This is a genomic window from Nonomuraea sp. NPDC003201 (assembly GCF_053590415.1).
In genome coordinates this window covers 1-25,339 of sequence record NZ_JBSFTC010000158.1, presented here as the reverse complement: position 1 = coordinate 25,339, position 25,339 = coordinate 1, and the positions used below count along the sequence as shown (strand labels likewise).

General features: G+C 71.3%; 25 protein-coding genes and 1 pseudogene. 12 read left to right on the top strand and 14 right to left on the bottom strand.

From position 1 onward, the window contains the following. A partial coding sequence (locus tag ACWDX9_RS38175; protein ID WP_449963057.1) for a zinc finger domain-containing protein occupies positions 1 to 107 on the top strand: 107 nt, incomplete at its 5' end. 173 nt (positions 108 to 280) lie between these two features. Continuing rightward, positions 281 to 1,288, top strand: coding sequence for a GDSL-type esterase/lipase family protein (locus tag ACWDX9_RS38170; protein ID WP_449963051.1), 1,008 nt, complete (start codon positions 281 to 283; stop codon positions 1,286 to 1,288). Here ACWDX9_RS38170 and ACWDX9_RS38165 read toward each other — a convergent pair. From ACWDX9_RS38165 to ACWDX9_RS38155, 3 genes are all read right to left on the bottom strand, one after another. Continuing rightward, positions 1,272 to 1,967: an SGNH/GDSL hydrolase family protein gene (locus tag ACWDX9_RS38165; RefSeq protein ID WP_449963048.1), complete on the bottom strand. Its 696-nt coding sequence runs from the start codon at positions 1,965 to 1,967 to the stop codon at positions 1,272 to 1,274. The genes ACWDX9_RS38170 and ACWDX9_RS38165 overlap by 17 nt on opposite strands. Positions 1,968 to 2,041: 74 nt before the next feature. Further along, on the bottom strand, positions 2,042 to 2,935 hold the full coding sequence (locus ACWDX9_RS38160) for an NAD(P)-dependent oxidoreductase (RefSeq protein WP_449963045.1): 894 nt from the start codon (positions 2,933 to 2,935) through the stop codon (positions 2,042 to 2,044). A gap of 599 nt (positions 2,936 to 3,534) precedes the next feature. Continuing rightward, positions 3,535 to 4,812 carry an aminotransferase class V-fold PLP-dependent enzyme gene (locus ACWDX9_RS38155; RefSeq protein ID WP_449963042.1) on the bottom strand — a complete coding sequence of 426 codons (1,278 nt, stop codon included), beginning with the start codon at positions 4,810 to 4,812 and terminating at the stop codon, positions 3,535 to 3,537. 200 nt (positions 4,813 to 5,012) lie between these two features. On the opposite strand from ACWDX9_RS38155, the gene ACWDX9_RS38150 reads away from it, so the two are divergent. From ACWDX9_RS38150 to ACWDX9_RS38140, 3 genes are all read left to right on the top strand, one after another. Then, positions 5,013 to 5,411, top strand: a complete 399-nt coding sequence (locus tag ACWDX9_RS38150) for a hypothetical protein (RefSeq protein ID WP_449963040.1) — start codon at positions 5,013 to 5,015, stop codon at positions 5,409 to 5,411. A gap of 93 nt (positions 5,412 to 5,504) precedes the next feature. Then, entirely contained in the window at positions 5,505 to 6,593 is a 1,089-nt protein-coding gene (locus ACWDX9_RS38145) for a PLP-dependent cysteine synthase family protein (protein WP_449963037.1), read from the top strand. Next, complete coding sequence (locus ACWDX9_RS38140; RefSeq protein ID WP_449963034.1) at positions 6,590 to 7,855, top strand: MFS transporter; 1,266 nt, start codon at positions 6,590 to 6,592, stop codon at positions 7,853 to 7,855. Before ACWDX9_RS38145 ends, ACWDX9_RS38140 begins: the two co-directional genes overlap by 4 nt. 221 nt (positions 7,856 to 8,076) lie before the next feature. On the opposite strand, the gene ACWDX9_RS38135 is transcribed toward ACWDX9_RS38140, so the two are convergent. Continuing rightward, complete coding sequence (locus ACWDX9_RS38135) at positions 8,077 to 9,582, bottom strand: phosphoesterase (RefSeq protein ID WP_449963031.1); 1,506 nt, start codon at positions 9,580 to 9,582, stop codon at positions 8,077 to 8,079. Between the two features lie 217 nt (positions 9,583 to 9,799). On the opposite strand from ACWDX9_RS38135, the gene ACWDX9_RS38130 reads away from it, so the two are divergent. Beyond that, the gene (locus ACWDX9_RS38130; protein ID WP_449963028.1) at positions 9,800 to 11,368 is read left to right on the top strand and encodes a M28 family metallopeptidase; all 1,569 of its coding nucleotides are present in this window, start codon (positions 9,800 to 9,802) and stop codon (positions 11,366 to 11,368) included. 301 nt (positions 11,369 to 11,669) lie between these two features. Here the strand turns inward: ACWDX9_RS38130 and ACWDX9_RS38125 are convergent, their stop codons facing one another. The 3 genes from ACWDX9_RS38125 to ACWDX9_RS38115 form a co-directional block, all read right to left on the bottom strand. Next, on the bottom strand, positions 11,670 to 11,930 hold the full coding sequence (locus ACWDX9_RS38125) for a cellulose binding domain-containing protein (protein WP_449963025.1): 261 nt from the start codon (positions 11,928 to 11,930) through the stop codon (positions 11,670 to 11,672). A 115-nt stretch (positions 11,931 to 12,045) separates the two neighbouring features. Then, positions 12,046 to 13,077 (bottom strand): LacI family DNA-binding transcriptional regulator, encoded by a 1,032-nt coding sequence (locus tag ACWDX9_RS38120; RefSeq protein ID WP_449963022.1) that lies wholly within the window; start codon positions 13,075 to 13,077, stop codon positions 12,046 to 12,048. Between the two features lie 73 nt (positions 13,078 to 13,150). Beyond that, entirely contained in the window at positions 13,151 to 13,300 is a 150-nt protein-coding gene (locus ACWDX9_RS38115) for a hypothetical protein (protein WP_449963019.1), read from the bottom strand. Positions 13,301 to 13,393: 93 nt separating this feature from the next. Here ACWDX9_RS38115 and ACWDX9_RS38110 point away from each other — a divergent pair, with 93 nt between their 5' ends. Together ACWDX9_RS38110 and ACWDX9_RS38105 are read left to right on the top strand one after the other, a co-directional pair. After that, positions 13,394 to 13,972 (top strand): DUF4232 domain-containing protein, encoded by a 579-nt coding sequence (locus ACWDX9_RS38110; RefSeq protein ID WP_449963016.1) that lies wholly within the window; start codon positions 13,394 to 13,396, stop codon positions 13,970 to 13,972. Between the two features lie 79 nt (positions 13,973 to 14,051). Then, on the top strand, positions 14,052 to 14,729 hold the full coding sequence (locus ACWDX9_RS38105) for a YqjF family protein (protein ID WP_449963054.1): 678 nt from the start codon (positions 14,052 to 14,054) through the stop codon (positions 14,727 to 14,729). A 7-nt stretch (positions 14,730 to 14,736) separates the two neighbouring features. On the opposite strand, the gene ACWDX9_RS38100 is transcribed toward ACWDX9_RS38105, so the two are convergent. The 4 genes from ACWDX9_RS38100 to ACWDX9_RS38085 form a co-directional block, all read right to left on the bottom strand. Beyond that, positions 14,737 to 14,988: a hypothetical protein gene (locus ACWDX9_RS38100; RefSeq protein WP_449963013.1), complete on the bottom strand. Its 252-nt coding sequence runs from the start codon at positions 14,986 to 14,988 to the stop codon at positions 14,737 to 14,739. Positions 14,989 to 15,054: 66 nt separating this feature from the next. Beyond that, positions 15,055 to 15,918 carry an SDR family oxidoreductase gene (locus tag ACWDX9_RS38095; protein WP_449963010.1) on the bottom strand — a complete coding sequence of 288 codons (864 nt, stop codon included), beginning with the start codon at positions 15,916 to 15,918 and terminating at the stop codon, positions 15,055 to 15,057. 59 nt (positions 15,919 to 15,977) lie between these two features. Further along, positions 15,978 to 17,108 carry a hypothetical protein gene (locus tag ACWDX9_RS38090; RefSeq protein ID WP_449963008.1) on the bottom strand — a complete coding sequence of 377 codons (1,131 nt, stop codon included), beginning with the start codon at positions 17,106 to 17,108 and terminating at the stop codon, positions 15,978 to 15,980. Positions 17,109 to 18,818: 1,710 nt separating this feature from the next. Continuing rightward, positions 18,819 to 19,271, bottom strand: coding sequence for an effector-associated constant component EACC1 (locus tag ACWDX9_RS38085; RefSeq protein WP_449963005.1), 453 nt, complete (start codon positions 19,269 to 19,271; stop codon positions 18,819 to 18,821). 267 nt (positions 19,272 to 19,538) lie between these two features. Between ACWDX9_RS38085 and ACWDX9_RS38080 the strand changes: the two genes are divergently transcribed. Then, a complete protein-coding gene (locus tag ACWDX9_RS38080) occupies positions 19,539 to 20,735 on the top strand; it encodes an MBL fold metallo-hydrolase (protein ID WP_449963002.1) in 1,197 nt (398 codons plus the stop codon). Positions 20,736 to 20,869: 134 nt separating this feature from the next. Here ACWDX9_RS38080 and ACWDX9_RS38075 read toward each other — a convergent pair whose 3' ends face one another. Both ACWDX9_RS38075 and ACWDX9_RS38070 read right to left on the bottom strand, forming a co-directional pair. Then, positions 20,870 to 21,505 carry a transcriptional regulator gene (locus ACWDX9_RS38075; RefSeq protein WP_449963000.1) on the bottom strand — a complete coding sequence of 212 codons (636 nt, stop codon included), beginning with the start codon at positions 21,503 to 21,505 and terminating at the stop codon, positions 20,870 to 20,872. Further along, positions 21,502 to 21,897, bottom strand: coding sequence for a DNA-binding protein (locus tag ACWDX9_RS38070; RefSeq protein WP_357735147.1), 396 nt, complete (start codon positions 21,895 to 21,897; stop codon positions 21,502 to 21,504). Before ACWDX9_RS38070 ends, ACWDX9_RS38075 begins: the two co-directional genes overlap by 4 nt. A gap of 59 nt (positions 21,898 to 21,956) precedes the next feature. On the opposite strand from ACWDX9_RS38070, the gene ACWDX9_RS38065 reads away from it, so the two are divergent. The 3 genes from ACWDX9_RS38065 to ACWDX9_RS38055 all read left to right on the top strand — a co-directional run bounded on the left by ACWDX9_RS38065 (position 21,957) and on the right by ACWDX9_RS38055 (position 24,907). Then, a complete protein-coding gene (locus tag ACWDX9_RS38065) occupies positions 21,957 to 23,243 on the top strand; it encodes a PEP/pyruvate-binding domain-containing protein (protein WP_449962996.1) in 1,287 nt (428 codons plus the stop codon). A 64-nt stretch (positions 23,244 to 23,307) separates the two neighbouring features. After that, positions 23,308 to 23,907: a histidine phosphatase family protein gene (locus ACWDX9_RS38060; RefSeq protein WP_449962993.1), complete on the top strand. Its 600-nt coding sequence runs from the start codon at positions 23,308 to 23,310 to the stop codon at positions 23,905 to 23,907. 58 nt (positions 23,908 to 23,965) lie between these two features. Next, complete coding sequence (locus ACWDX9_RS38055; RefSeq protein WP_449962990.1) at positions 23,966 to 24,907, top strand: hypothetical protein; 942 nt, start codon at positions 23,966 to 23,968, stop codon at positions 24,905 to 24,907. Between the two features lies 1 nt (position 24,908). Here the strand turns inward: ACWDX9_RS38055 and ACWDX9_RS38050 are convergent. Continuing rightward, positions 24,909 to 25,339, bottom strand: a pseudogene (locus ACWDX9_RS38050) (RNA polymerase subunit sigma-24); the annotation flags it as partial.

Genomic DNA, 25,339 nt, shown 5'->3' with positions numbered 1-25,339 from the left:
CGCGCGACGAGCCCGGCGGCCCCTGCCCGCGCTGCGGCACGCCCCTGTCCCGCGGCCGGATCGCCGGCCGTACGACCGTGTGGTGCCCGGTTTGCCAGCCTCTCTGAAGACCTGAACCTTTCACCGGGTACGCGCCACCGACCTGCCCGGACACGCGCCGCGCGAACGATCTCGTTGACGATCGTTCATGACCAAGAGTCCACTGGTGCGCAAGCCCTCTGCCGGCCATCACGGTCGCCAACCGGCTCGCACCCATCGTCGCCCCCAGGATCGGACTCCGATGAGGACACGGCTGCTGCTCAGCACGCTCGTCATCGCCCTGGTCACAGCGGTCACCCCGCGGGCCGAGGCGGCGACGGGCGACGGCTCCCCCACCGACGCCAACATCTCCTTCACCGGACGGTGGGACACCTCCGCCTCCACCGCGTACGTGCCGTACTGGGCGGGCGCCTACCTCACCACCGGTTTCACCGGCAGGACGGTCAAGCTGAACCAGCGCAACACCATCGACCTGTACTACAGCGTCGACGGCGGCGCGTGGGTCTACATCCAGAACGTACGCGGCCCGGTCAACCTCACCCCCACGCCGCTGGCCGCGGGGAACCACACCTTACGCGTCTCCTACCGGGTCGTCGCCGGGTCCTACCACGGTGACGCCGTCTTCCAGGGCCTCGCGCTCGACCCGGGGGCCACGACGTACGCGATCGCGCCCCCGTCCAAGCTGATCGAGTTCGTCGGCGACTCCATCACCGTCGGCACGACCACCTCCAAGAACGCTTTGACCGCGTACGGCTGGCTCATCGGCGAGCGCCTCGGGGCCCGGCACACCCAGATCGCCCAGGGCGGCGCCTGCCTGGTGGCGACCGCGGACGGCTGCGTCGGCCTGGAGGCGCGCTTCCCCAAGCTCAACCCCAACGCCGCCACCCCGGACTGGAACTTCTCCCGCTACCAGGCCAACGCGGTCGTGATCAACTTGGGCACCAACGACGTGGGGCACGGCGTGAGCACCACCACCTTCCAGGCGTCCTACACCCACCTGCTGCAGGAGGTGCGGGCGGCCTACCCGGGTGCGGCGATCTTCGCGCTGGAGACCTTCACGAAGCGGTATGCCACGCAGACCCGGGCCGCGGTCACCGCCCGCAACTCCGCGGGCGACGCCAAGGTCTACTACGTCCCCACCGAGGGCTGGCTGACCGGCGCCAACATGTCCGACAACGTCCACCCGAACGACAGCGGCCACGTGGTCATCGCCGATCGCCTGGCGCCGATCATCAGCGCCAGGCTCTGAGGGACGGCGCCTGCGCTCCGAGCAGGCGGGCCAGGCCCTTGACGATCTCGGTGGCCAGCACCGCCTGCCCGGCGCCGGCGAAGTGGATCCGGTCGGCGCTCAGCAGGTCCGGACGGTCGTTGACCGGGTGGTCCCACATGTCGGCCAGCACCGCGCCGTGGCCGGCGGCCAGGCCGCGGGTGATGTCGTTGACCCGGCGCACCCGTTCGCCCCAGTCCGCGTACCCCGGCACCACGAACGCCCTGCCCAGCGTGAACGTCGTCAGCTGCGCGCCGGTCCCGGCGGCGAACTCGAACACCCGCCCCATCGAGGCCTCGACGGCCGCGTAGTCGGGGTCGGGCCGGAACAGGTCGTTCGCCCCGCAGGACACGTGGACCAGGTCGGGGCCGAACCCGCCGAGCCGGTCCAGCTGCGTCCGCACCGTCCGGGAGGCGGTCGCGCCGGCTTCGGCGGCCTTCAGGTAGGCCAGCTCGGGATGGATCCGGCGCAGCACGTCCGCGACGCGATCGGGCCACCCCAGGGCGGCGTATCCGGGGCTCGGGTCGCCGGTGCCCGCCGCCAGGCTGTCGCCGACGGTGGCGAAGCGGCGCCAGGGCGCGCGGGCGAGCAGGTCCGCGGCGCGCGCGGCGGGCAGGCAGTAGGGATCGGACTCTTCTGCGCGAGGGGAGGTCGTGGTCACGAACGATAGAGTACGATCGTTCGTACTTATTCTTCAACACCGCACGCCACCCGCAGGCCGGTGGCCGGGGACGCTCAGGCGGTGGCGGGATCGTCGTCGAAGCTGGCGTAGTAGGCGGCGGCCATGTCCTCGTCGCCGTGGCCCTGGGCGGCGGCGCGGTCGAAGCGCGCGGCCCCGGCGGCGGCGACGTCGAGGCGGACGCCGTGCTGCTCCCCCGCCTCGACGATCAGGTGGGCGTCCTTGGCGGCGGTGGTGACCGCGAAGCTGGGCGGCGTGAGGCGGCCCTCCAGCACCAGGCCGGTCTTGACGCGCAGGTAGCCCATGTCCAGAGGGCCGCCCTCGATGGCGTCGAAGAAGCTCTGCGGATCCACGCCCAGCGCCTTGGCCAGGGCCAGGACCTCGCCGGCCGCGTTGGTGGCGGCGAGGACCCAGCTGTTGGCCACGAGCTTGAGCCGGGTGGCGCCGCCGGCCGCGCCGTCCTCGCCGGTCCACACGGTACGGGCGCCGACGGCGTCGAACACCGGCGCCACGGCCTGCCGGCCTTCGCCGGGCCCTGCCGCCAGGACGAGCAGTTGCCCGGCCTCCGCGGGCTGGCGGGTGCCGAGGACGGGCGCGTCGTAGAAGACCAGCCCGTGCTCGCGGGCGAAGGCGGCCATCTCGCCGATCGCGTCGAGGCCCGCGGTGGTCGACTGCACCCAGGCGGCGCCGGGGCGCAGGGCGGGTGCGGCCTGCCGCATCACCTCCAGCACGGCGGCGCCGTCGTAGAGCATGGTGAGGACGACGTCGGCGTCGCGTACGGCGTCGGCGGGGGTGCCGGCGACGTGCACCCCCTCGGCGGCCAGCGGTTCGGCCTTGTCCCTGGAGCGGTTCCAGGCGCGGACGGCGTGCCCCGCGCGGGCGAGGTTGCGGGCCATCGCGGCACCCATGATCCCGGTGCCCAGAACGCTCACGGTGAGGTTGTCGGTCATGACGTCGCCTTTCTGTCTTGTCGTGCCCGGCTCAGGACGCGGCGAGGATCCGTACCCGGCTACCCTCCCCCGGCGGCCGGAATTCAACGGCCGCTAACTTGAACATGATCCTCGAACGGTGCGGAACGCATTCCAGGAGGGGCGCCATGACGACCGGCCACGCGGGACAGCTCGCCTTCGAACGGCGAGGGGGGCTCGCCGCTTCCCCACGGCGGCGGCCCCCTCGGGGTCGTCGAGCTGACCGATCGCGTGGAACGCCTGCTGGACGAGCTCCACCTCGCTTCCCCGCTGATCGCCGGCAGTTCCTGGGCGGCGCGATCGCGCTGGAACTGGCACGCCGGGGCAGGGCCCGAGGCGTGGTCGCGCTGGCGCCGATCGGATTCGCGGACGAGACCCTGCGCACCATGCGCGCCTTCGCCGACGCCCCGGGAGTGCGGGCGATCCTGCCGTACAGCCGGCGCTACTTCTTCGGCAGCGGCACCGATCAGGACGCGATCACGATCGCCGGGGGCACCCGGGACCTGCTGCTCGTCGGCGGCCAGGCCCGACGGGCGCGGGCGCTGCTCCCCGCCGCCCGCCACGTCAGACTGGCCGGCAGGTCAGGGTGCGCGGAGGTCGCGCAGTGCGGCCGCGAGCCGGTCGATGTCGGCCGCGGAGGTGAACAGGGCGGGCGTGACGCGGACGCCGCCACCGCCCGCCATGCCCGTCCGGGCGACGGTGAAGATCCGATGGTCGCGCATCAGGCGGTCGGCGATGGCGATGTTGTCGGCCTCCGTGGTGAGCCCGCGCAGGCGGAAGGCGGTGATGGCGCCGTACATGCCGGGTTCGTCCGGGGTCAGGATCTCCACGTTCGGGACGTCGCGGAGCGGGCGCACCCAGCGGTCGCGCAGGTACCGCAGCCGGGCCTGCTTCACCTGCGCCCCGAGGGCGTCGTGGAAGTCCAGGGCGGCGTCGAGGGTGAGGAAGGGCGCGACGTTCATGGTGCCGGAGTGGACGCGCGAGCGGATGTCGGTGGCGGTGTAGGTCTCGTCGGCGTAGAGCGGGTCGATGTCGCCCAGGCGCTGCGCGCGGACGTAGAGGAACCCGGAGCCCAGCGGCGCGCCCATCCACTTGTGCAGCGAGAAGACGGCGAAGTCGGCGTCGAGGTCGGGGAGGGTGAAGTCGAGCTGCCCCCAGGAGTGCGCGGCGTCCACGATCACGTCGACGCCCCGGGCGCGGGCCATGGAGACGATCCGGCGTACCGGTGTGACCAGGCCGGTGCGGTTGTTCATGTGGCTGAGCAGGAGCAGCTTCGTCTTCGGGTGCTCGCGCAGAGCGCGCTCGTAGGTGTCCAGCACCGCCTGGCAGGTCGCGGGCTCGGGCATGACGATCCGCGCGACCTCGGCTCCACGCCGGTCCTTCAGCCAGTTCATGGCGTACTGGCCGCTGTGATAGTCCAGGTCGGCGTACATCACCTGGTCTCCGGGACGCAGGCGGCGGTAGCCGGAGATCAGGTTCTGCAGGGCCTCGGTGCCGCCCCGGGTGAGTGCGATCTCTTCCTTGGTGACGCCGAGCATGCCCGCGAGGCGATCGCGGATCCTGTCGGCGCTCGTCTTGTACGTGGTGCGCAGCAGGTGCGAGTTCTGCTCGTTGAGCAGGTCCACATTGCGGTGGTACGCCTGCCGTACGGGCTCCGGCATGACGCCGTAGTAGCCGTTCTCCAGGTTGACGAAGTCCGGGCTCACCCTGAACCGGCGGGCGACGGCGGCCCAGAAATCCTCGTCCCGGGCCAGCCGCTCGGCGGTGACGCCACGCCGGACGGCCGGCGGTCCGGCGGCGACCGGAGCGGCGGCCAGCGCACCGAGCCCGGCGACGACCCGGCGTCTCGACACGGTCATGAAAGACCTCACCACCTGACATCAATGGGACGCGAATCCCCAGTGTGGCGTCGGTCGCGGCAAACCGCGGGTTCATTTCCCCGTGTCGGCAGGAGGTGCGGCGGATTGCCCCGCACTCTCCATAAAGCGCCTACCGGCTTTACCGGAATCTTTGAATTCTCCGGGCGCGGCAGGCGGCCTCGCGGGCATTATCACCGGTGATGCTCACGACACGGACCACCCGTTCCCGCCGTCCGCCCGGCCGGCCGGCGGCGCATGCGGTGCTCGCGCTCGTGCTGCTCATCGGCGTGGTGTTCGCCCATGGCGGCGCGTGCGCGGCCGTGGAGCTGTCGGAGCCGGTCGCCCACAGCGTCGATCTCAAGAACACCGCCGTCTACAGCGCGCGATGCCTGCACCGCGAGCTGCCGCCGCGCCACCAGCACGGCACCGAGCAGGACTGCTCGGCGACCAACCCGGCCGACACGCCGATCTTCGCGGCGATGTCCGCGGCCTCGTCCGTCCCGTCGGCGCAGGCCGCCGCGGCGGCCACGACAGTCCCGGCGCACGCCGCCGGGACCGCCGCGCCGTATCTGGAAAATCTCTGCGTGATGCGCATATAGGACCGCGACGTCCATCAGCCGTCCATGTCCGCCCGGATTCGCGGCCATTCGGTCATGCCGCGAATTGCGCCACTCATTTCGGGGATTTCACCAATGTCATCACAAGCTACTTTTGCGCGTCCGCAGAAGACGCCGCCCACCGGTTTCTCGTCGCTTTCCCTCGCCGTCGGCAATACGCCGCTGGCATTCATCTCCGAGCCGTTCGTACCGGGAGGAGGGTTCTGGGCCAAGCTGGAAGGGTTCAATCCGGGCGGTATCAAGGACCGTCCGGCCCTGCACATGGTGCGCCAGGCCAGGGCCCGCGGGGGCCTCCGGCCGGGGGCGACGATCATCGAGTCCACCAGCGGCACCCTGGGGCTCGGCCTGGCCCTGGCCGGGATCGTCTTCGGCCATCCGGTCGTGCTGGTGGGCGACCCCGGCATGGAGCCGCTCATGTGCCGGCTGCTCTCCTCGTACGGCGTACGCCTCGAGATCGTCCGCGAGCCGCACCCGACCGGCGGCTGGCAGGAGGCCCGCCGGGAACGGGTACGGCGCCTGCTGGCCGACATTCCCGGCTCCTACTGCCCCGACCAGTACAACAACCCGGACAACGCCGACGCCTACGCGGGGCTCGCCCACGAGCTGCTGGGCCGGTTGCCGCACATCGACACGCTGGTGTGCTCCGTCGGCACCGGCGGGCACAGCTCCGGCATCCACGGCGTGCTCCGCCGCCACTTCCCCCGGCTGAAGCTGGTCGGCGTCGACACCATCGGCTCCACCATCTTCGGCCAGCCCGCCCGGCCCCGCCTGATGCGCGGGCTCGGCTCCAGCATCCATCCCCGCAACGTCGCCTACGACGCCTTCAGCGAGGTGCACTGGGTCAGCCCGGCCGAAGCGGTCTGGGCCTGCCGCGCCCTGGCCGCCGGTCACTACGTCTCGGGCGGCTGGAGCACGGGCGCGGTCACCCTGGTGGCCCGCTGGCTGGCCCGCACCGCGCCTGACCAGACCGTCGTGGCGGTCTTCCCCGACGGGCCGTGGCGCTACTGGAACAGCATCTTCGACGACGACTACTGCCACGCCAACGGCCTGCTCGGCACGGTCCCGGCCGAGGAGCCCGACGTCCTGCGCGAGCCGGCCGAGCGGGAGGTGCACCGCTGGACGCGCTGCGCCACCGTGACGGACCCCCTGGCAGGCCGGCGATGAGGGACACGCTGCGGCAGTTCCGCTCCTTCGACCGGCCGATCCAGCTCCTGCAGATCAACCAGGCGGGCATCAACCTCGGCTTCTACATGCTCATGCCCTACCTCGCCCAGCATCTCTCGGCCGGCGCCGGCCTGGCCGCCTGGACGATCGGGCTGATCCTGGGCCTGCGGAACATGAGCCAGCAAGGCATGTTCCTGATCGGCGGCACCCTGGCCGACCGGCTCGGCCACAAGCCGATGATCATGCTCGGGTGCGCGCTGCGGACCGTCGGGTTCGCCCTGTTCGGGCTGACCACCTCGCTGCCCCTGCTGGTCCTGGCCGCCGCCGTGACGGGCTTCGCGGGCGCGCTGTTCAACCCGGCCGCGCGGGCCTATCTGGCCTGCGCGGCCGGGGAGCGCAAGGTCGCCGCCTTCGCCGTGTTCAACGTCTTCTACCAGGCCGGCATCCTGCTGGGCCCGCTGGCCGGCCTCGCCCTGCTGCACACGGGGTTCACCGCCGTGTGCCTGTCCGCCGCGGCGATCTTCGCGGTGCTGACCGTCCTGCAAGGGCTGTGCCTTCCGGCCCGGCGTGCTCCCGTGCCGGAGGAGCGGCAGCCGGTGCTGCGGGAGTGGCGGCGGGCGTTCGGAGACCGGGCGTTCGTGTCCTTCGCCGCGGCGATGATCGCCTCGTACGCGCTGTCGTACCAGATGTATCTGGCCCTGCCGCTCGAGGTGCAGCGCCTCGGCGGCGGCGAGGCGGGGGTGATGGCCCTGTACGCCCTCTCGGCGCTGCTCGGCATCGCCGGCCAGGTCCGCCTGACCGCCTGGAGCTCGGCCCGGTGGACGCGCGGCCAGGCGATCAGCCGCGGCCTGGCGCTCATGGGGGTCGCCTTCCTGCCGCCCGCGGCGCTCGCCCAGCCGGCTCTCGCGCCGGTGTGGGCGATGGTGCCCGTCGTGATGTGCGTGCTCCTGCTCACCCTGGGCACGCTGGTCGCCTTCCCGTTCGAGATGGCCACCATCGCCGACATGGCGGGAGATCGCCTGATCGGCACCTATTACGGGCTGTACAACCTGCTGTCCGGGCTGGGGATCCTGGCCGGCAACCTCGTGGCCGGCGCCCTGGTCGACACGGCCCGCTCCACGGGGTGGGCCGGCCTGCCGTGGCTGCTCCTGGCCGTCGCGGGGCTCGCCTCCGCCGCGGCCGTCCGGCGGCTGGACCGGCGCGGCCGGCTCTCCCCCGCCTGCCGGACCGCCGTGCTCGGCGACCGGCCACAGGCGGCATAGGGGCGGTAATCTGCTGGCCGGCGCAGGACGCGGCGGCCGTGCAGCGCTTCGTCGGCACGGTGACGCCGGACGTGGCCGCCGCCTTGCGGGAGGCGCTGGGCGAGCGGGACGGGTCCGCGCCGTGATCGCCTGACCGGTCCGCGTCACCCTCTGACGACGGGGCCGAGGCCGGTGGCGGGATGACCGGGCGCCGCGCCGCGCCCGGTCATCCCAGCTTGGCGTCAGCGCTCGATGAACACCGGGTTGGAGTAGAACCACAGGTCGGCCCACGGGTCGGAACCCTTCGGGTCGGGCTGGGGCTCGAGCTCGTCGGTGTTGGTGCCGCGCACGCGGACGTACATGGGGCCGTCGATGTCGCGCACCGTGTGACGGACGACGATCTCGTCACCGTCGCGCCGCCACTGGCCGGCGCCGTAGCGGGCCTCGACCTTGGTGGTGGGGTTGGTGTCGGAGGAGCGGTCCTTGGCCGGGCCGGTGACCCGGCCGGTGATGATGTCGACCCGCTTCACCTGCGGGCGCAGGCCCTTGGCGTTGGCCGTACGCGGCACGCGGAAGCGGACCTCGACCTCGGCGTCACGGTCGTTGCCGCGCAGCGTGAGGGTCTCGCCGACGCTGACGGTGTTGCCCTCGGCCTGGCCCTGCGCCTGGCCGGCGCGGGAGACCGTGAGGTCGAGCTGGTCGATCAGGTCGCCGATGACGACGAAGATCCGGCCGCTGCGCAGCCCGTCGAGGATGTCGGCGTAGTCCCAGCCGGCGTGCACGTACGTCTTGGAGTACTCGCCCGGCCAGAAGTCGCTGCCGCCGTCGCTGTAGTGCCGGTGGGAATCGGACGTGGAGGTGATCCACCAGCGGCGCCCCTCGCCGAGCAGCGAGTCCCACAGGCCGCCGAGCCGGGCGGTCATCTGGTCGAAACCACCCATCGTGGGGTAGTTGCCGTAGCCGCCGCGCTCGCCGTCCGGGTCGATGCTGCCGTCCTTCCTGAGCGTGCCGGCCTGGTGGCCGGGGGCGCCCTCGAAGCCGTGCGCGATCTCCGGCGCGGTGTCGTTCCAGTTGCGGAACTCCGCCGGGGTGTCCTGGCCGTAGACGCCCAGCCCGGTGGCGGAGCGGGCGGGGTGGTTCGCGAACAGCAGCGGCTTGTGCGGGAGCTGCCGCATCACGCGCAGCGCCTCCAGCATCTTCTGCTCGGTGTCGAACGTCGGGTCCGCGGGGAACGGGTCACGCTTGGAGAAGCGGCTCTCCAGCTGGAACAGGATGTCGCGCTCGGAGGACACCTTCGGGATGATCAGGCTGGAGTGGTCGGCCGCGGGCGTGTCCAGCTCCATGCCGTAGAACTGCAGCACCCGCGGCACGGACCGGCGCGCCTCCAGCAGGCTCGGGTACCTCTGCTCCGCGTCCAGCTTGGAGTGCAGCGGGCCACCGTGGTCGGTCGACACGATCCAGGCGAGCCCGAACTGCTGCGCGTGCGTGGCGTTGACCGACAGCGGGTAGATCGCGTCCCCGCCGATGATCGGCTTGGGCGGGGTGGTGGAGTTGTCGTACCCCACGCTGAACTCGCTGTGCACATGGTGGTCGCCGGGCAGCCAGCGCCGGCGGCTCCCGCCGGGGCGCCGGTCGTCGGCCCAGGCCGGACCGGTCAGGCCGCCGACGGCGACCGCGCCGACCAGTCCACCGGTGACGGCGAGCAACCGCCGTCGTGTCACGAGCTCGTTCTCTGGAGAAGCGGACATCGAGGATAGTTCCTCTCAAAAGGGCGCTATATGTCCGCACGAGTCCATCCATCACACGTGACGCGCCATCAACGGATCCCCGGCCTCGAGAAGAACAGTCGGAGACCGGCGGCTGTGCGATTCGGGTCTTCCCGGGGGACGGGCGTGGCGGTCAGCATTCCCCTTTGCCACCGATTCGGGAAGAATGCACGGATTCCTGCGAGTCAAAGGAGCTCATATGCGCATCACCTCGCGCCGAGGTGCGTACCGCGTCCTGACCATGGCCGCGGCGCTCGCCTTACCCCTCGCGCTCGTCCCCGCCGCGGCGCAGGCGGACCCGGGACCGAACGCGGCGCAGAAGAAGCTGATCGACTCCATCACCGCGCCCGCCGTCAAGAAGCACCTGCAGGCCCTGCAGGCGATCGCCAACGCCAACGGCGGCAACCGGGCGGCCGGCACGAGCGGGCACGCGGCCTCGCGCGACTACGTCGTCAGCAAGCTCAAGAAGGCCGGCTACACCGTGACGGTGCAGCCGTTCGACTTCGCCTTCTTCGAGGAGAAGTCGACCGCCCTGCTGGAGCGGACCTCCCCCAACCCGCGGGTCTTCACCCCGACCCCGCCCGACGGCTCCTCCACCGGCGAGTTCTCCACCATGACCTACTCCGGCTCCGGTGAGGTGACCGGGACCCTGCAGAACGTCGACCTGGTCCTGCCGCCCGGCCCGACGCCCAGCAGCTCGAGCTCCGGCTGCGAGGCCTCCGACTTCGCCGGCTTCACGCCCGGCAACATCGCCCTGCTCCAGCGCGGCACCTGCAACTTCGTCGTCAAGGCGCAGAACGCCCAGGCCGCCGGAGCCGCCGCCGCGATCATCTTCAACGAGGGCCAGCCCGGCCGTACCGACACCCTGCTCGGCAACCTCGGCGAACCCGTGTCGATCCCCGTCCTGGGCACCAGCTTCGCCATCGGCCAGGAACTCGCCTCGGCCACCAGCGTGGTGCACCTCAAGACCGACACCATCAGCGAGATCCGCACCACCCACAACGTGATAGCCGACTCCAAGTGGGGCGACCCGAACAAGGTCGTCATGTCCGGCGCCCACCTCGACTCCGTGCCGGCCGGGCCGGGCATCAACGACGACGGCTCCGGCAGCGCCGCGACGCTCGCGGTGGCCGAGGCGCTCGGCAAGGTCCCCACCCGCAACAAGCTGCGCTTCGCCTGGTGGAGCGCCGAAGAGCTGGGCCTGCTCGGCTCCACCGACTACGTGGACACCCTTCCGGCCGCCGACCTGGCCAAGATCAAGCTGTACCTCAACTACGACATGATCGGCTCCACCAACTACGCGTTCAAGATCTATGACGGTGACAACAGCGACGGCGTCGGCTCCCCCGCCGGCCCGCCCGGATCCGACGAGATCGAGAAGCTCTTCGAGAAGTACTTCGACACGCTGCGCCAGGGCCACAACGGGACCGACTTCGACGGCCGCTCCGACTACGGACCGTTCATCGCGACCGGCATCCCGGCAGGCGGCCTGTTCACCGGCGCCGAGGGCATCAAGACCGCCGAAGAGGCCGCGCTGTTCGGCGGCACCGCCGGCGAACCGTACGACCCCTGCTACCACCAGGCCTGCGACACCATCGCCAACGTCAACGACAAGGCGCTCGCGCTTAACACCGGCGCCATCGCCACGGCGACCGTCGTCTACGGCTTCACCTCCGACCTGCCCGGCCCCGACACCCGCGCGGCGGCCACCACCAAGCGCGCCGCCACCAGCGCCGGCGCCGACCTCCAGGGCCGGTCGAAGGGCTGAGCCGGGCGCGCCGTCCCCAGGCTGACCGAGGCCGACCTGGGGGCGGCGCCTCACGGTGTCGCCCGTTCGAACCGCGTCACGGTGACGGCTCCCCCCAGTGCCTGGGTGACGTAGTCGAAGACGGCGACGGCCTCCGGAGACACCCGCTCCGGCCACCTCGGTCCCGGTGCCGGTGGTGTTCCAGTTGCCGTCCATGGTGAGGTTGTTGACCATCACCACCCTGGTCGCGCCGCCGTCGCGTTTGACGCCGATCCACGCGGACGAGTCGCGCAGCAGCGCGAGCCCCGCCGGTCGCCGTCCCTCATCGTGGAGTGGTCCAGCTCGACCGTGGCCGTGGAGGTGGGGCCCTGGATCCGGTGGGCGTGGGTGTCGGGGTGCTTCCGGTGCAGGGGGTGCCGTTGTAGGCGGTGTTGGTGACGGTGACCTGTGCGCCGGACCGGGAGACGGTGCCGTTCCACTGGTTGGTCACGCTGTGGTCGATCCGGCAACCGGCCGCGGCCTGGGTGTTCGGCGCGACCAGGAGGCCCGCCGCGGCCCGCAGCGCGGCGGCGGCGGCGGCCATGGCCCACCGTCAAGCATCCGGCTTGTGGATCATTACCGCCGCTGCTCACGACGGAGGTTCCCATCTGCGTTTACGCGGGTGTAATCGCGGCTGAACGTTTCACCCCGCGCCGCCGTCACCGATGCTTCGGCGGAGCGGTGCTGCCGCGGACGATGAGCTCCGTGGCGAATTCGACGCGGTGCTGCGGCAGCGGTGTGCCCTGGGCGAGTGCCACCACCATCCTGGCGGCCGCCATGGCCATCTCGGTGAGCGGCTGGCGGATCGTGGTCAGCGGCGGGACGGCCCAGCGGATGGAGGGCAGGTCGTCGAAGCCCACGACGCTGAGGTCGTCCGGGATGCGCAGCCCGAGTTCGTGGGCCGCGCGGTAGACGCCCAAGGCCTCGCCGTCGTTGCAGGTGAAGATGGCGGTGGGCGGGTCGGGCAGGCGCAGCAGCCGATGGGTGCAGGCCAGGCCGTCCTCGATCTGGAAGTCGCCCCGGCAGATCAGCTCCGGGTCCACGGGCACGCGCTCGGTGTCCAGGGCGGCGCGGTAGCCGTCGAGCCGCGCCCGGCTGGACAGGGCGTGGTCGGGGCCGGTGATGACGGCGATCCGGCGGTGTCCGAGCTGCAGTAAGTGCCGGGTGGCCGAGAGCCCACCGGTCCAGTTGCCCGCGCCCACGGACGGCACCCGGTGACCGGGGTCGCCGGTCGGATCGAGGAGGACGAGGGGGATCTCGCGGCGGGCCAGCCGCTCCCGCTGGAGCTCGGTCAGGCCGGAGAAGACCGCGATGACGCCGGTCGGACGGTGGCTGAGCACGCCTTCGAGCCAGTCGCTCTCGGGGATGTGGCTGCCCTGCAGCTCGGAGACCGACACGGTCAGCCGGTGCTCGCGCGCCACCTGCCCGACTCCCCTGATGATCTCCGTCGGGTATTCGCCCGCGAGTTCATGGAAGACCAGCTCCACCGCGGCGGCCGGGTCGACGCGCCGCCGCTGCCTGCGGTAGCCGTGCTCGCGGATGAGGCCCTCGACCAGCGCGCGCGTCTCGGGCGCCACCGCGGAGCGGCCGTTGACCACTTTGGAGACGGTCGCCGCGGACACACCGGCGAGCTGGGCCAGCTCCGCCAACGTCAGCGGCTGTGCGCCGGACGACTCCCCGGTGGCGATCATGGCCGTAGTTTAGGACATCGAGGTGGGCCGGCCGGGGGGTGCGGCGGGTCGCGGGCCTCCTTCCCCCGTGGGGTCAGCAGGTGGAGTTGGTCTGGGTCGGCAGGCCCAGCCGCCAGGGCAGGGAGTTGTAGTCGCCGCCGGCAGCGGGGTCCAGGCCCTGGTAGACGTACCGCATCTTGCAGGGGCTGATGGGCAGGGTCTGGTCGTTGCCGGCGCGGATCATCTCACCGTGGCTGATGTCCCGGGTCCAGCCGTGCCGCCGAAGGTGACGTGACGGCGTGCCAACAAAACAGGCGTGAGGCTCATCCAACAGAGCATGCAGCGATTCAAACGTGCCGGATCGGCGATGACGGCGAGCGCACTGCTGACCTTGGCCGTGTGCGGCCTCCCGGCATCCGGTGCGGCCACCGCGGTCAGTGCCCAGGGCCCGGCGGTCACGAACATCGGCCTCGCGGCGGCCTCCGCCCGCGGGGAAGGGTCGGCGCCGGGGCGCTGCCGTACCGAAGCCCTCTCGGCGCACCTCGGGCGGCAGGATCCGGGGGCGGGAAACGTGTACGCGCCGCTGGTGCTGACCAACACCTCCGCCCAGACCTGCTGGGTGTACGGCTTCGTCGGGCTGGTCATGTTCGACGGCAACGGCGACGCCATGCGGACGCGGGTGCGCAGGGAGAACGTCCGGCCCCAACGGGTGGTGCTCAAGCCGAAGGCCTCCGCCCACGCCCGGCTGCACTGGGTGATGGTGCAGACCGGAACCGAAAAGCGATGCCCGACCTCGGCCCGCCTGATGATCATCCCTCCGGACGAGGTGGCCCACCTGGAGATCCCGTTCACGGCGATGGCGTGCGACTCCGGGCGGATCGACGTCCGGCCGCTCGCCCCGGGCGCGCGCGCCTGACAGCCTGTTCCCGCCCGCACGACGAGGGCAGTGGTCCAGGGTGCGAGCTCCACCGTCGCCCCGCGTCCGTTGGCCGGTGATGTACCACCGTTGGTCGGAGATCACCTTCATCCACTGGCGTTATCCGCCCGCGTGCGTGCAGGCTCTGGTGCCGGGCGGCCTCACGGTGGAGACCTTCGACGGGGCGGCGTGGGTCGGGCTCACGCCCTTTCTCATGCGAGGCGTCCGGTTTCCCGGCCTGCCCGCCCTCCCGTGGCTGTCCACCTTCCCCGAGACGAACCTGCGCACGTACGTCCGCGACCCTCGTGGCCGTACCGGGATCTGGTTCCTGTCCTTGGACGCCGGACGCCTGCTCGCGGCCCTCGGTGGCCGCGGCGGCTACGGGCTGCCCTACTTCTGGTCGGACATGTCGGTGGACACCAGGGACGGGCGCACCCGCTACCGCTGCCGCCGGCGCCGGCCGGGCCCGGCCGGCGCGCGGTGCGACGCGGAAGCGGAGCGAGGCGCGCCCCTGGCGGAACGCGAACGCGACGAACTCGCGCACTTCCTGACCGCCCGCTACCGCCTGTTCACCCTTGTCGCCGGTCGGCCGGCCACCGCGCAGGTCGAGCATCCGCCGTGGCCGCTGCACCACTCCCGTCTCATCGGCCTGGATCAGGACCTGATCCAGGCGGCGGGGCTACCCATCTGTGAGGAGCCTCCCATCCTGCATGCCTCCCCTGGAGTGCCGGTACGGGTGGGGATGTGGACCTGGTGACCACGGCTCACGCCGCTTCCGCGGCCTCTCCGACTTGCTGCAGGCTGGGGTGTCGGTGCTGGCTGGCCAGCAGATGGCCGATGGCGACGATGCCCACGACGGGCCACTCCACGATCTCCAATATCCCCAGAGAGACCAGGACCGCGTAGAAGGCCAGGTGCTGGGGCCCCGGCAGGGGCACCGTACCGACCACGGGCAAGGCGATCCGCCTGCCGTACTCGCTCCTGGTGAGCTCGCTCTTGGTGGGCTCGGCGACCATGATGCCCCCTCCTTCGGTCGACGACTCTCCCCTTTCGCCTGCCCTCTGTCGGACCCGGTAACCCGCTCAGCCGGGCAGGGTCTCCCCACCGATGGGGGCCAGGACCTCGCCCGTGTAGTACGACGAGAGGCGCTCGGCCGCGAAGAACACGTACGACGGGGCGATCTCGTCGGGGTCGGCGGCCCGCCGCATCGGGACCTGCTCGCCGAAGTGCTCCACCTTCTCCTCCGGCATGGTCGCCGGGATGAGGGGAGTCCAGACGGGGCCCGGAGCCACCGCGTTGACCCTGATGCCGCGCTCCACGAGGCTCTGCGCCATCGAATAGGTGAAGACGTTGACCGCACCCTTGGTGGTGGCGTAGTCGATGAGCGCCTTGTTGCCGCGCAGCCCGTTCACCGATGACGTGTTGATGATCGCCGAGCCCTCGCGCAGGTGCGGCAGCGCCGCTTTGGTGATGCGGAAGTAGCTGTGGATGTTGACGTCGAAGGTGTGCTGCCACTGCTCCTCGGACAGCACTTCCAGCGATTCGACGGGCTGCTGGTAGGCGACGTTGTTCACCACGATGTCCAGGCCGCCGAGGTCCGAGACCGCCCGTTCGACGACGGAGACGCAGTGGTCGCGGTCGGCGAGGTCGCCCGGGATCAGCGCACATCGCCGGCCCTCCGCCTCGACCAGCTTCAGCGTGTGCGCGGCGTCCTCGTGCTCGCTCAGGTACGCGATCGCGACGTCGGCGCCCTCCTTGGCGAAGGCCACGGCCACCGCCCGGCCGATCCCGGAGTCGCCTCCGGTGATCAGGGCGCGCTTGCCTGTCAGCAGTCCGCTGCCGGTGTAGTGACGCATCTCGTCACGTGGCTCGGGCTCCATGCGTCCGGTGTGTCCCGGATATGGCTGTTTCTGTGCGGGTGGCGTACTGTCCGGTCGTTCTGGCATGGGTCGCGCATGCCCGGACTCGCCCGGGTCTAACGTCCGCGGATCGGCGCGGGGTGGTGCTAATGGCCGGACGAGGCAAGGGGGAAGGTGGTGCGCCCTTCGCCGGTGTGCGGCTCCGCCTGCCAGAAGAGCCGGTGGATCTCCGCGGCGTTGGCCGGCGGGTGGTGCTGGAACGTTCCGGCCCGGCGGGCGTGCTTCCCGCGGGCCGAGATGGCCAGACTGATGGACAGGGGTGCGACGAGGGCGTTGCCGTACCGCAGCCACTCCTCGGCCTTGTCGGTACGTCCGGCGGCGCGGTAGTCGCGGGCCACTCGCCGGCAGATGTCCGCCGGGATGGTGCCGAAGAAGTAGTCGCCGTGACAGGCAACCGGCCCGATGGCGATCTCGGGCAGAACCTGCCGGACCCGCTGCAGGAGCTGGTTGCCCTCATGGAGGGCGTTCCGGTTCACCAGCAGGATGCCCAGCTGAAGGTTGGCCCGGGCGTACCGGTCGGCGCAGGGACCCGCGACGCAGAGCGCGTCCGCGGCCTCCCACAGCGCGGCGCCACGGGGGCCGAACCAGTCGCGCATGCGCTCGTGGGTGAGGCTCTTCTTCTCGCCGATGGCGGTCAGCGCCGCGTAGGTGGCCTCTTGCTCCACCGGCTGCGGCAGTTCCAGCAGCGGCTGGGGGCGCGCGGGGAGGCTCTCGGTCGGCTCGCGGGGGCGGCTCTCCGCAGCCGGCCAGTTGTCCGGGACGAGGTCGGGCGTGCGGCCGTCCCATTGCTTCATGACCTGGTCAACGAACAGGTCGGCCAGTGAGTCCGGCGAGGAGCCGGGCGCCGGCACGGTCAGGCTCTCCAGCGGGGACACCGGGACCGACACCATCACCGCGCCGCCGTCGGCGCTGTCGCCGTCACGGGTCTTCGGCGGGGGCTGCGCAGGCGGGACGGCGGCGGGCAGGCTGGGGCTGGAAGGACCGCCCGGGCCGGGGTGGGGAGGGCCGCCCGGGACGGGAACGGGGTCAGGCTGATCGCGGGCCGCCGGTGCCTCCAGCAGGGCTGAATAGTGCTGGTGCCACGCCATTTTGCTGCCGAGCACGACTTCGGGGTCCAGGCCGGTGTTCTCCACGTACCGCCGGCACGCGGTGAAGAACTCCGCCGCCCACCTCCAGCGAGGCGGGTTCTTGCGCGCGCCGGTCAGCACGTTCTGCACGGCGGTTTTGCTCAGCCGCCGCCCTGACAGTCTGACAATTTCACCATATGACGGATTTCCGGCCTTTTGTCGAAGTGCGACCAGCGCCGCCACGCAACGGGCCGCCGGCGTCGCCTCCGGAGGGATTTCACGCATGGGCGATCTGCACCGCCAATCCTGATCGCCATTGAAGGAGGAAGTGCGGCTCCGATTCTTCCGTATCGGCGCAGAGCCGAATGCCCTACGCGTTTCCCCCGCCAAGCACCGGATCATCTCGGAACGGTCTTAACCTGGGCGTTTATCGTGGCGTCGGCCTCGCGACAGAGGTGTTCCGGAACGATCCGGAACGATGTGGAACGGCATGCGCGCCCCAGGAGAGGTAGCGGTCCGAAACGATCCGGAACGATCCCTTTTCCGGTCGCCTGCGCCTCATGTGATAGGAAAGGGCTTTCCGATATCAGCTCGTTCCGAATCGGTCTGTTCCGGTCTTCCTGATCGTCACGACGGTGACGGGCGTCGAGCATGGGATGGTGAACATCACCCGTCTCGCCTTACGGCGGTCCCGCGGCCTGTGACGCGCCGGCGTCACCGGTCTCGCACGCAGCCCTGACCTGGCCCGAACCGGCCGAAGGTCACGGCAACTGCGACTTGACCGCACCGGGGGCGAGATCCCCGCGAATCCTTCGCATGAAGCCGGTTTCCGCAGGTGGGCCTATCGATGCCGAGCAATGAAGAAACTCGGGCATCTGGTAGCTCAACGGTCACTCAAGGTGAGACGCTTCGGACTGTGGCGATTTGGTTGCGAATGTTGGGACTGCGGGGTTAGGTGTGACTCGACAGACTCCGGAACGGCGACCCGGACCTGAAAAGGGGTGGCAACCGGCCACCACTTCTGCGCGACGGTCGGGGTAACCGAGAGGAGACATGTCACGGCTCGCTGCTGGATACCGTCCCATGCATCACAAATGAGGCGGAATGTCCGAAGCGGGCCTTTTCTCGTTATCAGACGAAATCGTCTGACGAAAAGGTTGAAAGGAGAACGATGCCTGAAACGCCCCCCGAATCTGGCTCGGGCCGCGAGCCCGAGCCGGCGAGCCCCGAGACGCCACCACCCTCCACCTGGATCGGGGAGGTGGCGCGGATGGTCCGGGATGTAGTTGACAGTACCCCCCGGACCATCCGCCTGTGCATCGTCATCGCGGTTGCCGCCGCGGCGTGGTTCCTGATCAAGTAACCACTTGATGCACCGGTGATGCAGGCCCCAGGCTAAGTCGCCACCCAAGACCAGATGCCCGGTTTAGCAAGATCGCGGGCTTCTTGTCCACAAAAGTGGCGACTTGTCCTGGGGCCTTTGCGTGCCGTTCACCCATGGCGCACGGGAGAAAGATCCTTGCCCCCGCCACCAACGGACAAACATTCCGCCGTGATCGCACAGCGTACGATGCGCCGTCGCCGGTCCCCAACCCTCCCCGGCAATTTGCTGAAATTCGCAAATGCACATGCATCTGAGATGTGCAGGACGGTGATCAGCGTCCGAGACCTTCGGCGCACACCGATGCGAACAGGGAGCGATCAACCAGGAAGCCGACATTCCACGGCATCACCGTCGTGCCCCTTGCCCGCCCCTCTCGCCGGCGCGCGCCCGTCGGGGCTGAAGGCCGGCTGGTAAAGACCGGCCCCTTGTGGCCGACGCCCGGTCCGGCCGGCAACCGGGGTGGTCCGGCGGCGGGCTCAGTCGCCCGGGAGTTCCGGAGGCCTGCGGCCGTCGCGCAACGCCGATTCGATCTGCCTGGCCAGGGCGAGCGTCTGTGCCGGGCTCAGCGCCCGCAGGCCGGTGGCGGTCACCTGCACCTCGGGCCCGTCCTTGCTCTGCTTCACGGTGATCTTCACGTCGGTCCTGCGGTACCGCAGCCAGGCGATCACCATGCTCGCCACGGCCGCCACCACCTCCGGCGCGTCGGCCAGCACCTGTACCGCCTCGGCCACCGGCCCCAGCGCCCCGTCGGGAGGCGGCTTCTCGACCAGCCGGAGCGCGGCGCGCAGCTCGGGCTCCCGGCGCAACCAGGCGTACAGGTCCCGCACCTCGACCTGCGAGTCCGGCGAGTCCGGCGAGCCGGTTGAGTCGGTTGAGGCCGCCACCAGCAGCGCGCCCCAGTCACCGCCGTCAGGTCGTTGCGCCATCATGGCCCCTTCCAGGCTCGCGTTCGCGGCCCCCGCACCACGACCGGTATCCGGATATCGCCCCGCCCGGCCGCATCGCTACGGGCGGACGGGGGCGCATGACGGTCCAGCACGCGGCCCCACTTGCGATGCCGCACACTGTGCACCGTTATAACCTCGCGCGTCAGGCCTCCACAAGCGTGGAGAGATTGGCTGTTGACCGCCCGCTTCGGGGTGACATATAGGTTATAACTATCCCCCCGACAAGGCAGGAATGCGATGAATGAATCCGTGCCTGAGCTCCGCCCGACCATGACGCCTTCCCGGCGTGCGTTCGGCATGCTCGCCATCGGCGGCCTGGCCGCCGCCCTGATCCCACCCGCCCCCGCCGCGGCCCAGGTCTCGCTGGACGTGCCCTGGGGCGGTCCCCTCGCTCCCGACCTGCCGCTGGCCAAGGCCTATGACACCGCGGCCAGGGCCCTGGCGGAGGTGGACGACAATCCGGTCATCCGCTGGCAGTACCGGGTGTGGTGCCAGACCGGCTACCGCAGCCCGAGGGACGCGGGCACCGGCCAGCCCGTCGACCGGCCCGTCGATCCGGCCAAGGACCTCGTCTCCCCGACGGGCTTCCTGTACTCGGAGTACTCCAGGCCGATGCCCGCCGGCGGAGTGCAGTTCATGGACAACGCCTGGTACTTCGGCACCGACCACACCGGCCTGGTGATCGTCCGCACCCCGGACGGGCTGATCATGTTAGACGCCCTCACCACTCCGCAGGACATGCAGAGCCAGTTCCTCGACCAGGCCGCCGCCGCGGGCCTCGACCCCAGGGGCATCCGCTACGTCTTCCTCGGCCACCGCCACGGCGACCACATCGGCGGCGCGAACCTGCTCCGGGGCAACCATGCGCGCCGGGCCAAGTTCGTCATGGGGCGGCCGGATGCCGACGCCGTCGCGAAGGACCTGGCCGAACTGCGGGCACACCGCCACGAGTACACCGAGGAGGAGTACCGGGCCCGCCTGGCGCGCCTCCCCAGCCGGATCGACATCATGGTCGAGGCCACTCCCGGCCACACCGTCGGCATGAAACGCATCCGGATCGGCCGGCGCACGGAGGCCGTCGCCATCCTCGCCCCCGGCCACACCGAAGGGCAGATGCACGTCATCGTCCCCGTCGTCCACCAGGGCGAGACCCACAAGCTCCTGGTCTGGAGCGGCAACGACAACGCCGACGTCGCCGCCCAGTACGCCGTCTCCGCCGACCACGTCCAGGGCCTGGCCGGTCTGGAGGGCGCGGACACCTTCATCAACACCCACGCCTACCAGGGCGGCATCTTCGGCCACCTGCGCGCCCTCAAGGCGAACCCCGCGGCGCCCAACCCGATGATCATGGGCAGGTCCGGGGTCCAGCGGCACATCGAGATCTTCGGCCACGCTCACCGCGCGCTCGCGCAGCGGTTGATCGACGGCACGTGGAAGCGGATGTAGCCGGATGCCGGCTGGGCCACCCGCCCGCGAGCGAGGTGGCCAGCCGGCGTGCCAGGGTCGGCCACCCGCCCGCGGAGCGAGGTGGCCGAGCCTGCGTGTCAGAGTCGGCCACCCGCCCGCGGAGCGCCGGCGTGTCAGGGTTGCGTGCGCCGGTCGATGCCGAGCGTGGCGATGAGATCTTCGTGGAGCTCGAACCAGACCCGATGGCAGGAGTCGACGTCGGTACGGTCGACCCAGGCGCCCTCCCCGGCTCGGGCGCGCGCCAGGGCCGCGGTGAACCGGGTGTCGTATCCGCGGAACCGGGTCAGAACGCTCCCGAGCCGGTCCGCGAGCGGCGCGAGTGCGCGGTCGATGCCGCCGAGCTCGTAGAGGATCCGGGCGTCCCAGGCGAAATCGGAGTGATCGTTGGGGGCGAGCCGATCGCCGTCGGTGGGCCGGAGCTGCCAGTCGGTGCAGGCCCGCAGCAGGAGGGCGTTCAGCGGGCGGAACTCGCGGTAGACGTCACGGACCTCGTCGGCGCCGCCGACACCGGCGAGCTCGGCAGCGAGTTGGCGCTCGTTCTCGGCCCGGCCCGCTTCCGTCAATGACCAGCCTCCGGAGCCGGCGAAGGCGGTGTGCTGAACCCAGCCACGTGCCTCGGCGTCGTACAGCATCTCTTTCGTCTCGGCCGCGTCGAGCCCGTACCGGCGAGCGAGCACCGGGGTGTCCGCGTACCCGGTGATGCGTACGGAGTGCAGGGCCAGGAGGCCGAGCGAGGAGTCCCGCGTCACGAGCCGTCCTCCTGTCGTGCCGTCAGGCGGTTGTAGTGCTGCTGGCACGCCTGCGGCGAGTTGAACCCCATCGCGTGCGCCATCTGCGCCCAGGTCAGCCCCGCGCTCCGGGCCATGAACAGCAGGCCGGACTCGAGTCCTTCGACCTCGGCGCGCGCGGCGGGCAGGAGGGCGAGCGCGCTCAGCACATCCTCCGGGCCCAGGTCGGCGTGCCGCCAGACGGCGAACTGCACGAGGTCGACCGCCGACGGCGGGGCGGGTGGGGGCCGCCACGGGCGGGCGTCGAGCGCGTCCGCGCCCAAGCTCAGAAGCCGCTTACTCGCGTCCTGCTCACGTCGGGCCTGGACATGGTCGGCGTCCCCGGTGTGAACGATGTCGTCCTTGCGTGCCATGCGACCGATGATGCAGAATCAACGAAACGTTGTCAATAATTTGTTGAAGGGCAGGACGCGTGATCGTACCCTTGGTGGAGGCTGTCCCCGGCACATGCGGGGGCAAGGCCGGCGCGCTCGGCGCGCTGCTCCGCGCGGGTCTGCCGGTTCCCGACGGCTTCGTCGTCCCGTACGACGCTTACCTCGCCGCCGTCCGCGACCTGGACCTCGACGGGCCGGACGATCCCGACGCGATGCGGCCGGCGATCGAGGCCCGCCCGGTCCACGCCTCCGTGATCGACGCGCTGGGACGCGCGCTCGACGAGCTCGGCGATCCGCCCGTGGCGGTGAGATCATCGGCGGCGAACGAGGACACCGGCCAGGCCTCGGCGGCCGGCCAGCACGAGAGCTTCCTCGCCGTGCGCGGAGCCGGCGAGGTCGCCGATGCCGTACATGCCTGCTGGGCCTCGCTCTTCTCGCCACGAGCCATCGACTATCGACGCGACTACCGACGCGACGACCGGCGCGACGACCGGCGCGACGACCGGCGCGACGACCGGCGTGACGAGCGCCGTGACGACCGGCCGGCGGACGATCTGGCGATGGCCGTCATCGTCCAGCGCCACCTGGATGCCGAGGTGTCCGGGGTCATGTTCACCCCCGCGGACCCGCACGGCCCGACCGAGATCGAGGCGTCCTGGGGGCTCGGCCCCAGCGTCGTCGGCGGCACGGTCACCCCCGACGCCTACCGCGTCGCCCAGGACGGGTCGGTCACCCGTACCATCGCCGACAAACGGACCCGCCTTGACCGTCGCGGCCGGCAGCTCGTCGTCAGCGACGTGCCCACCTCTGCCCGGGACCGGCCGGCGATCGACGACGCGACCGCCACGCGGCTCGCCCGGCTGGGCGGCGAGATCGCCGCCCTACGCGGTGGACCGCAGGACATCGAGTGGGCGATCGCCGACGGCCGCACCTGGATCCTGCAGGCCCGGCCGGTCACCGCCGCTCCCCCACCGCCTTCCGGCACCTCGGACGCCCCGGCCGGCGCCCTCACCGGAACACCGGGCAGCCGCGGGACCGTGACCGGCACCGCGAGGATCGTCCGCGGTCCCGGCGACTTCGCGCGCGTCCACCCGGGCGACATCCTCGTCTGCCCCTTCACCGACCCGGCGTGGACGCCGCTGCTGCGCATCGCCGCCGGCGTCGTCACCGAGACCGGAGGCGTGCTCTCACACGCCGCGATCGTCGCCCGCGAGCTCGGCATCCCCGCCGTCCTCGGCCTCCCGGACGCGACGGGCAGGCTCCACGACGGCGCCGTCATCACCGTCGACGGCAGCACCGGCGCCGTCACGGCGACGAACGCGTGACCGTTCACCTCATCGAAAGGAGACGGGGAAACGGGCCCGTACGGGCGCCGCGCCCTCACCGCTCATGGCAACGCGACACCTCTACCTGGCACGCCACGGCGCGGCCGACGCGTTCGGGAAGCTCACCGACGTCGGGCACCGGCAGGCGAGCCTGCTGGGCGAACGGCTCGCCGGCATCCCGGTCGACGCCGTGTGGCACTCCCCGCTGCCGCGCGCCACGGCGAGCGCGCACGAACTCGCCCGGCACCTGCCGAACGTCCCCGTGACCGAGGCCGCCGAACTCATCGACCACGTGCCCTACGTTCCCGGTGCGGCCGAGACACCCCGGTCCTGGGCGGGCTTCTTCGACGGCTACGACGAGGCCGAGGCGGCCTCCGGCCACAGGCTCGCCGAGGCCCTGGTCGCCCGGTTCGCGAAGGTCCCCGACCACGGGCCCGACACCCACGAGGTCCTGGTGACGCACGCCTACCCGATCGCGTGGCTGGTCCGGCACGCGCTGGACGCGCCGCCGTCCCGGTGGCTCGGGCTGAACAGCGCCAACACCGCGCTGACGGTCATCGAGTACCGCGACGGCCTGCCGCCCACGATCGTGATGTTCAACGACATGAGCCACCTCCCGCCCGGCCTGCGCTGGACCGGGTTCCCCGACAGCGTGCGGCCGTAACGGTCACGCCGTCCGCCGGGCTTGACCCTGACATCGTGTCAGGCGACACGGTATGGCCATGGATGTCACCTATATCGGCTCCGGGCCGTACTGCTACTCCAACTCCCTCGCGATGCTCCTCGGTGACGAGGCGCCGCCTCCGGCCGTGATCGAGGTCCTGACGGGCTCCCCCTACGGAATGGAGCTGATCGGCGGGCGCCTTCCGCTGTTCGACCCGTTCGGCTGGGATCCCGAGATCGGGCTCGACGACGCGATCGGACTGCTCGGCTGGGAGTGCGAGCGCGTGGACGGGGGAACGGCCGCGGCGGCGCTCGACCGGCTGCGCCGGGCCTGCCAGGACGGCCCGGTGCTCGCCGGGCCGCTCGAGCTCGGTCTGCTGTCGTTCCAGCCGGGGTCGGGCAAGGCGATCGGCGCCGACCACTACGTGGTGGTGCTGGAGGTGGACGACGACACCGTGCTCATGCACGACCCGGAGGGCTACCCGTACGCCACGCTGCACGCCGACGCCTTCGCCGAGGCGTGGCGCGGGGAGCTGATCTCCTACCTGAAGCGGCCGTTCCGGATGCGGTACGGGTTCACCCGGCGGGAGCCGGTCACCCCGGAGGAGGCGCTGCGCCGCTCGCTGCCCGCCGGGCCGGCCTGGCTGGCCGGACGGACGGACCTGGAGGTCCCGCCCGGCACGCTCGGGCAGGCGGAGGCCGCCGAGCGCACCGCCCGGCTGGTCGAGGAAGGGCTGGATCCCGAGATCAGGCAGTTGTGGCAGGCGTTCGCGGTACGGGTGGGCGCCCGGCGCCTCAACGACCTCGCCGCCTGCCTGTCATCCCTCGGCCTCGACGCGGCCGCGGCCGTCGCCGCGGAGCAGGCCCGCATCGTCGGAGGGCTGCAGGGTCCGGTCGTGTCGGGCGACGACGTGGCGCTCGCGGCCGGCCTGCGCCGCTTGGCTCCGACGTACGAACGGCTGCGCGCCGCCCTGATCGCCGGCGAGGGGACGTCCTCCTGAACTACTGCTGCGGTCCCGCCGTCCACGACCGGAGCTTGTCGGGGTTGCGTACCGCCCAGATGTGCTTGATCCGGTCGTCCGCGATGTCGAACGCCATCACCGCCATGATGGCGCCGTCCTGCAGGGCGATCAGGCCGGGCCGGCCGTTGACCGTGCGCTCCAGGATCGTCAGGTTGTGGAGCCTGCCGGTGAAATGGACCAGCGGGCGTACGATCTGCTCCGCGCCTTGGATCGGGTGCAGCACCGCGCTGACGATGCCGCCGCCGTCGGCGATGGCCGTGGCGTCGGGATCGAGGAGGTCGATGAGGGCCTGGATGTCCTTGGCCTCCCACGCCTGCTTGAATTCCCTGACGATGCCGGCCTGCCGGGACGCCGGCGTCGCGGGGGCCTGCGAGGCGCCGATGCGGCGGCGGGCCGAGGAGGCCAGCTGGC

What these genes read in the sequence shown, in the direction of transcription:
- ACWDX9_RS38170 (WP_449963051.1), top strand. Translation starts at nt 281, where the DNA reads ATGAGGACACGGCTGCTGCTCAGCACGCTCGTCATCGCCCTGGTCACA.
- ACWDX9_RS38160 (WP_449963045.1), bottom strand. Translation starts at nt 2,935, where the DNA reads ATGACCGACAACCTCACCGTGAGCGTTCTGGGCACCGGGATCATGGGT.
- ACWDX9_RS38155 (WP_449963042.1), bottom strand. Translation starts at nt 4,812, where the DNA reads ATGACCGTGTCGAGACGCCGGGTCGTCGCCGGGCTCGGTGCGCTGGCC.
- ACWDX9_RS38150 (WP_449963040.1), top strand. Translation starts at nt 5,013, where the DNA reads ATGCTCACGACACGGACCACCCGTTCCCGCCGTCCGCCCGGCCGGCCG.
- ACWDX9_RS38145 (WP_449963037.1), top strand. Translation starts at nt 5,505, where the DNA reads ATGTCATCACAAGCTACTTTTGCGCGTCCGCAGAAGACGCCGCCCACC.
- ACWDX9_RS38140 (WP_449963034.1), top strand. Translation starts at nt 6,590, where the DNA reads ATGAGGGACACGCTGCGGCAGTTCCGCTCCTTCGACCGGCCGATCCAG.
- ACWDX9_RS38135 (WP_449963031.1), bottom strand. Translation starts at nt 9,582, where the DNA reads ATGTCCGCTTCTCCAGAGAACGAGCTCGTGACACGACGGCGGTTGCTC.
- ACWDX9_RS38130 (WP_449963028.1), top strand. Translation starts at nt 9,800, where the DNA reads ATGCGCATCACCTCGCGCCGAGGTGCGTACCGCGTCCTGACCATGGCC.
- ACWDX9_RS38125 (WP_449963025.1), bottom strand. Translation starts at nt 11,930, where the DNA reads ATGGCCGCCGCCGCCGCCGCGCTGCGGGCCGCGGCGGGCCTCCTGGTC.
- ACWDX9_RS38120 (WP_449963022.1), bottom strand. Translation starts at nt 13,077, where the DNA reads ATGATCGCCACCGGGGAGTCGTCCGGCGCACAGCCGCTGACGTTGGCG.
- ACWDX9_RS38115 (WP_449963019.1), bottom strand. Translation starts at nt 13,300, where the DNA reads ATGATCCGCGCCGGCAACGACCAGACCCTGCCCATCAGCCCCTGCAAG.
- ACWDX9_RS38110 (WP_449963016.1), top strand. Translation starts at nt 13,394, where the DNA reads ATGCAGCGATTCAAACGTGCCGGATCGGCGATGACGGCGAGCGCACTG.
- ACWDX9_RS38105 (WP_449963054.1), top strand. Translation starts at nt 14,052, where the DNA reads ATGTACCACCGTTGGTCGGAGATCACCTTCATCCACTGGCGTTATCCG.
- ACWDX9_RS38100 (WP_449963013.1), bottom strand. Translation starts at nt 14,988, where the DNA reads ATGGTCGCCGAGCCCACCAAGAGCGAGCTCACCAGGAGCGAGTACGGC.
- ACWDX9_RS38095 (WP_449963010.1), bottom strand. Translation starts at nt 15,918, where the DNA reads ATGCCAGAACGACCGGACAGTACGCCACCCGCACAGAAACAGCCATAT.
- ACWDX9_RS38085 (WP_449963005.1), bottom strand. Translation starts at nt 19,271, where the DNA reads ATGATGGCGCAACGACCTGACGGCGGTGACTGGGGCGCGCTGCTGGTG.
- ACWDX9_RS38070 (WP_357735147.1), bottom strand. Translation starts at nt 21,897, where the DNA reads ATGGCACGCAAGGACGACATCGTTCACACCGGGGACGCCGACCATGTC.
- ACWDX9_RS38060 (WP_449962993.1), top strand. Translation starts at nt 23,308, where the DNA reads ATGGCAACGCGACACCTCTACCTGGCACGCCACGGCGCGGCCGACGCG.
- ACWDX9_RS38055 (WP_449962990.1), top strand. Translation starts at nt 23,966, where the DNA reads ATGGATGTCACCTATATCGGCTCCGGGCCGTACTGCTACTCCAACTCC.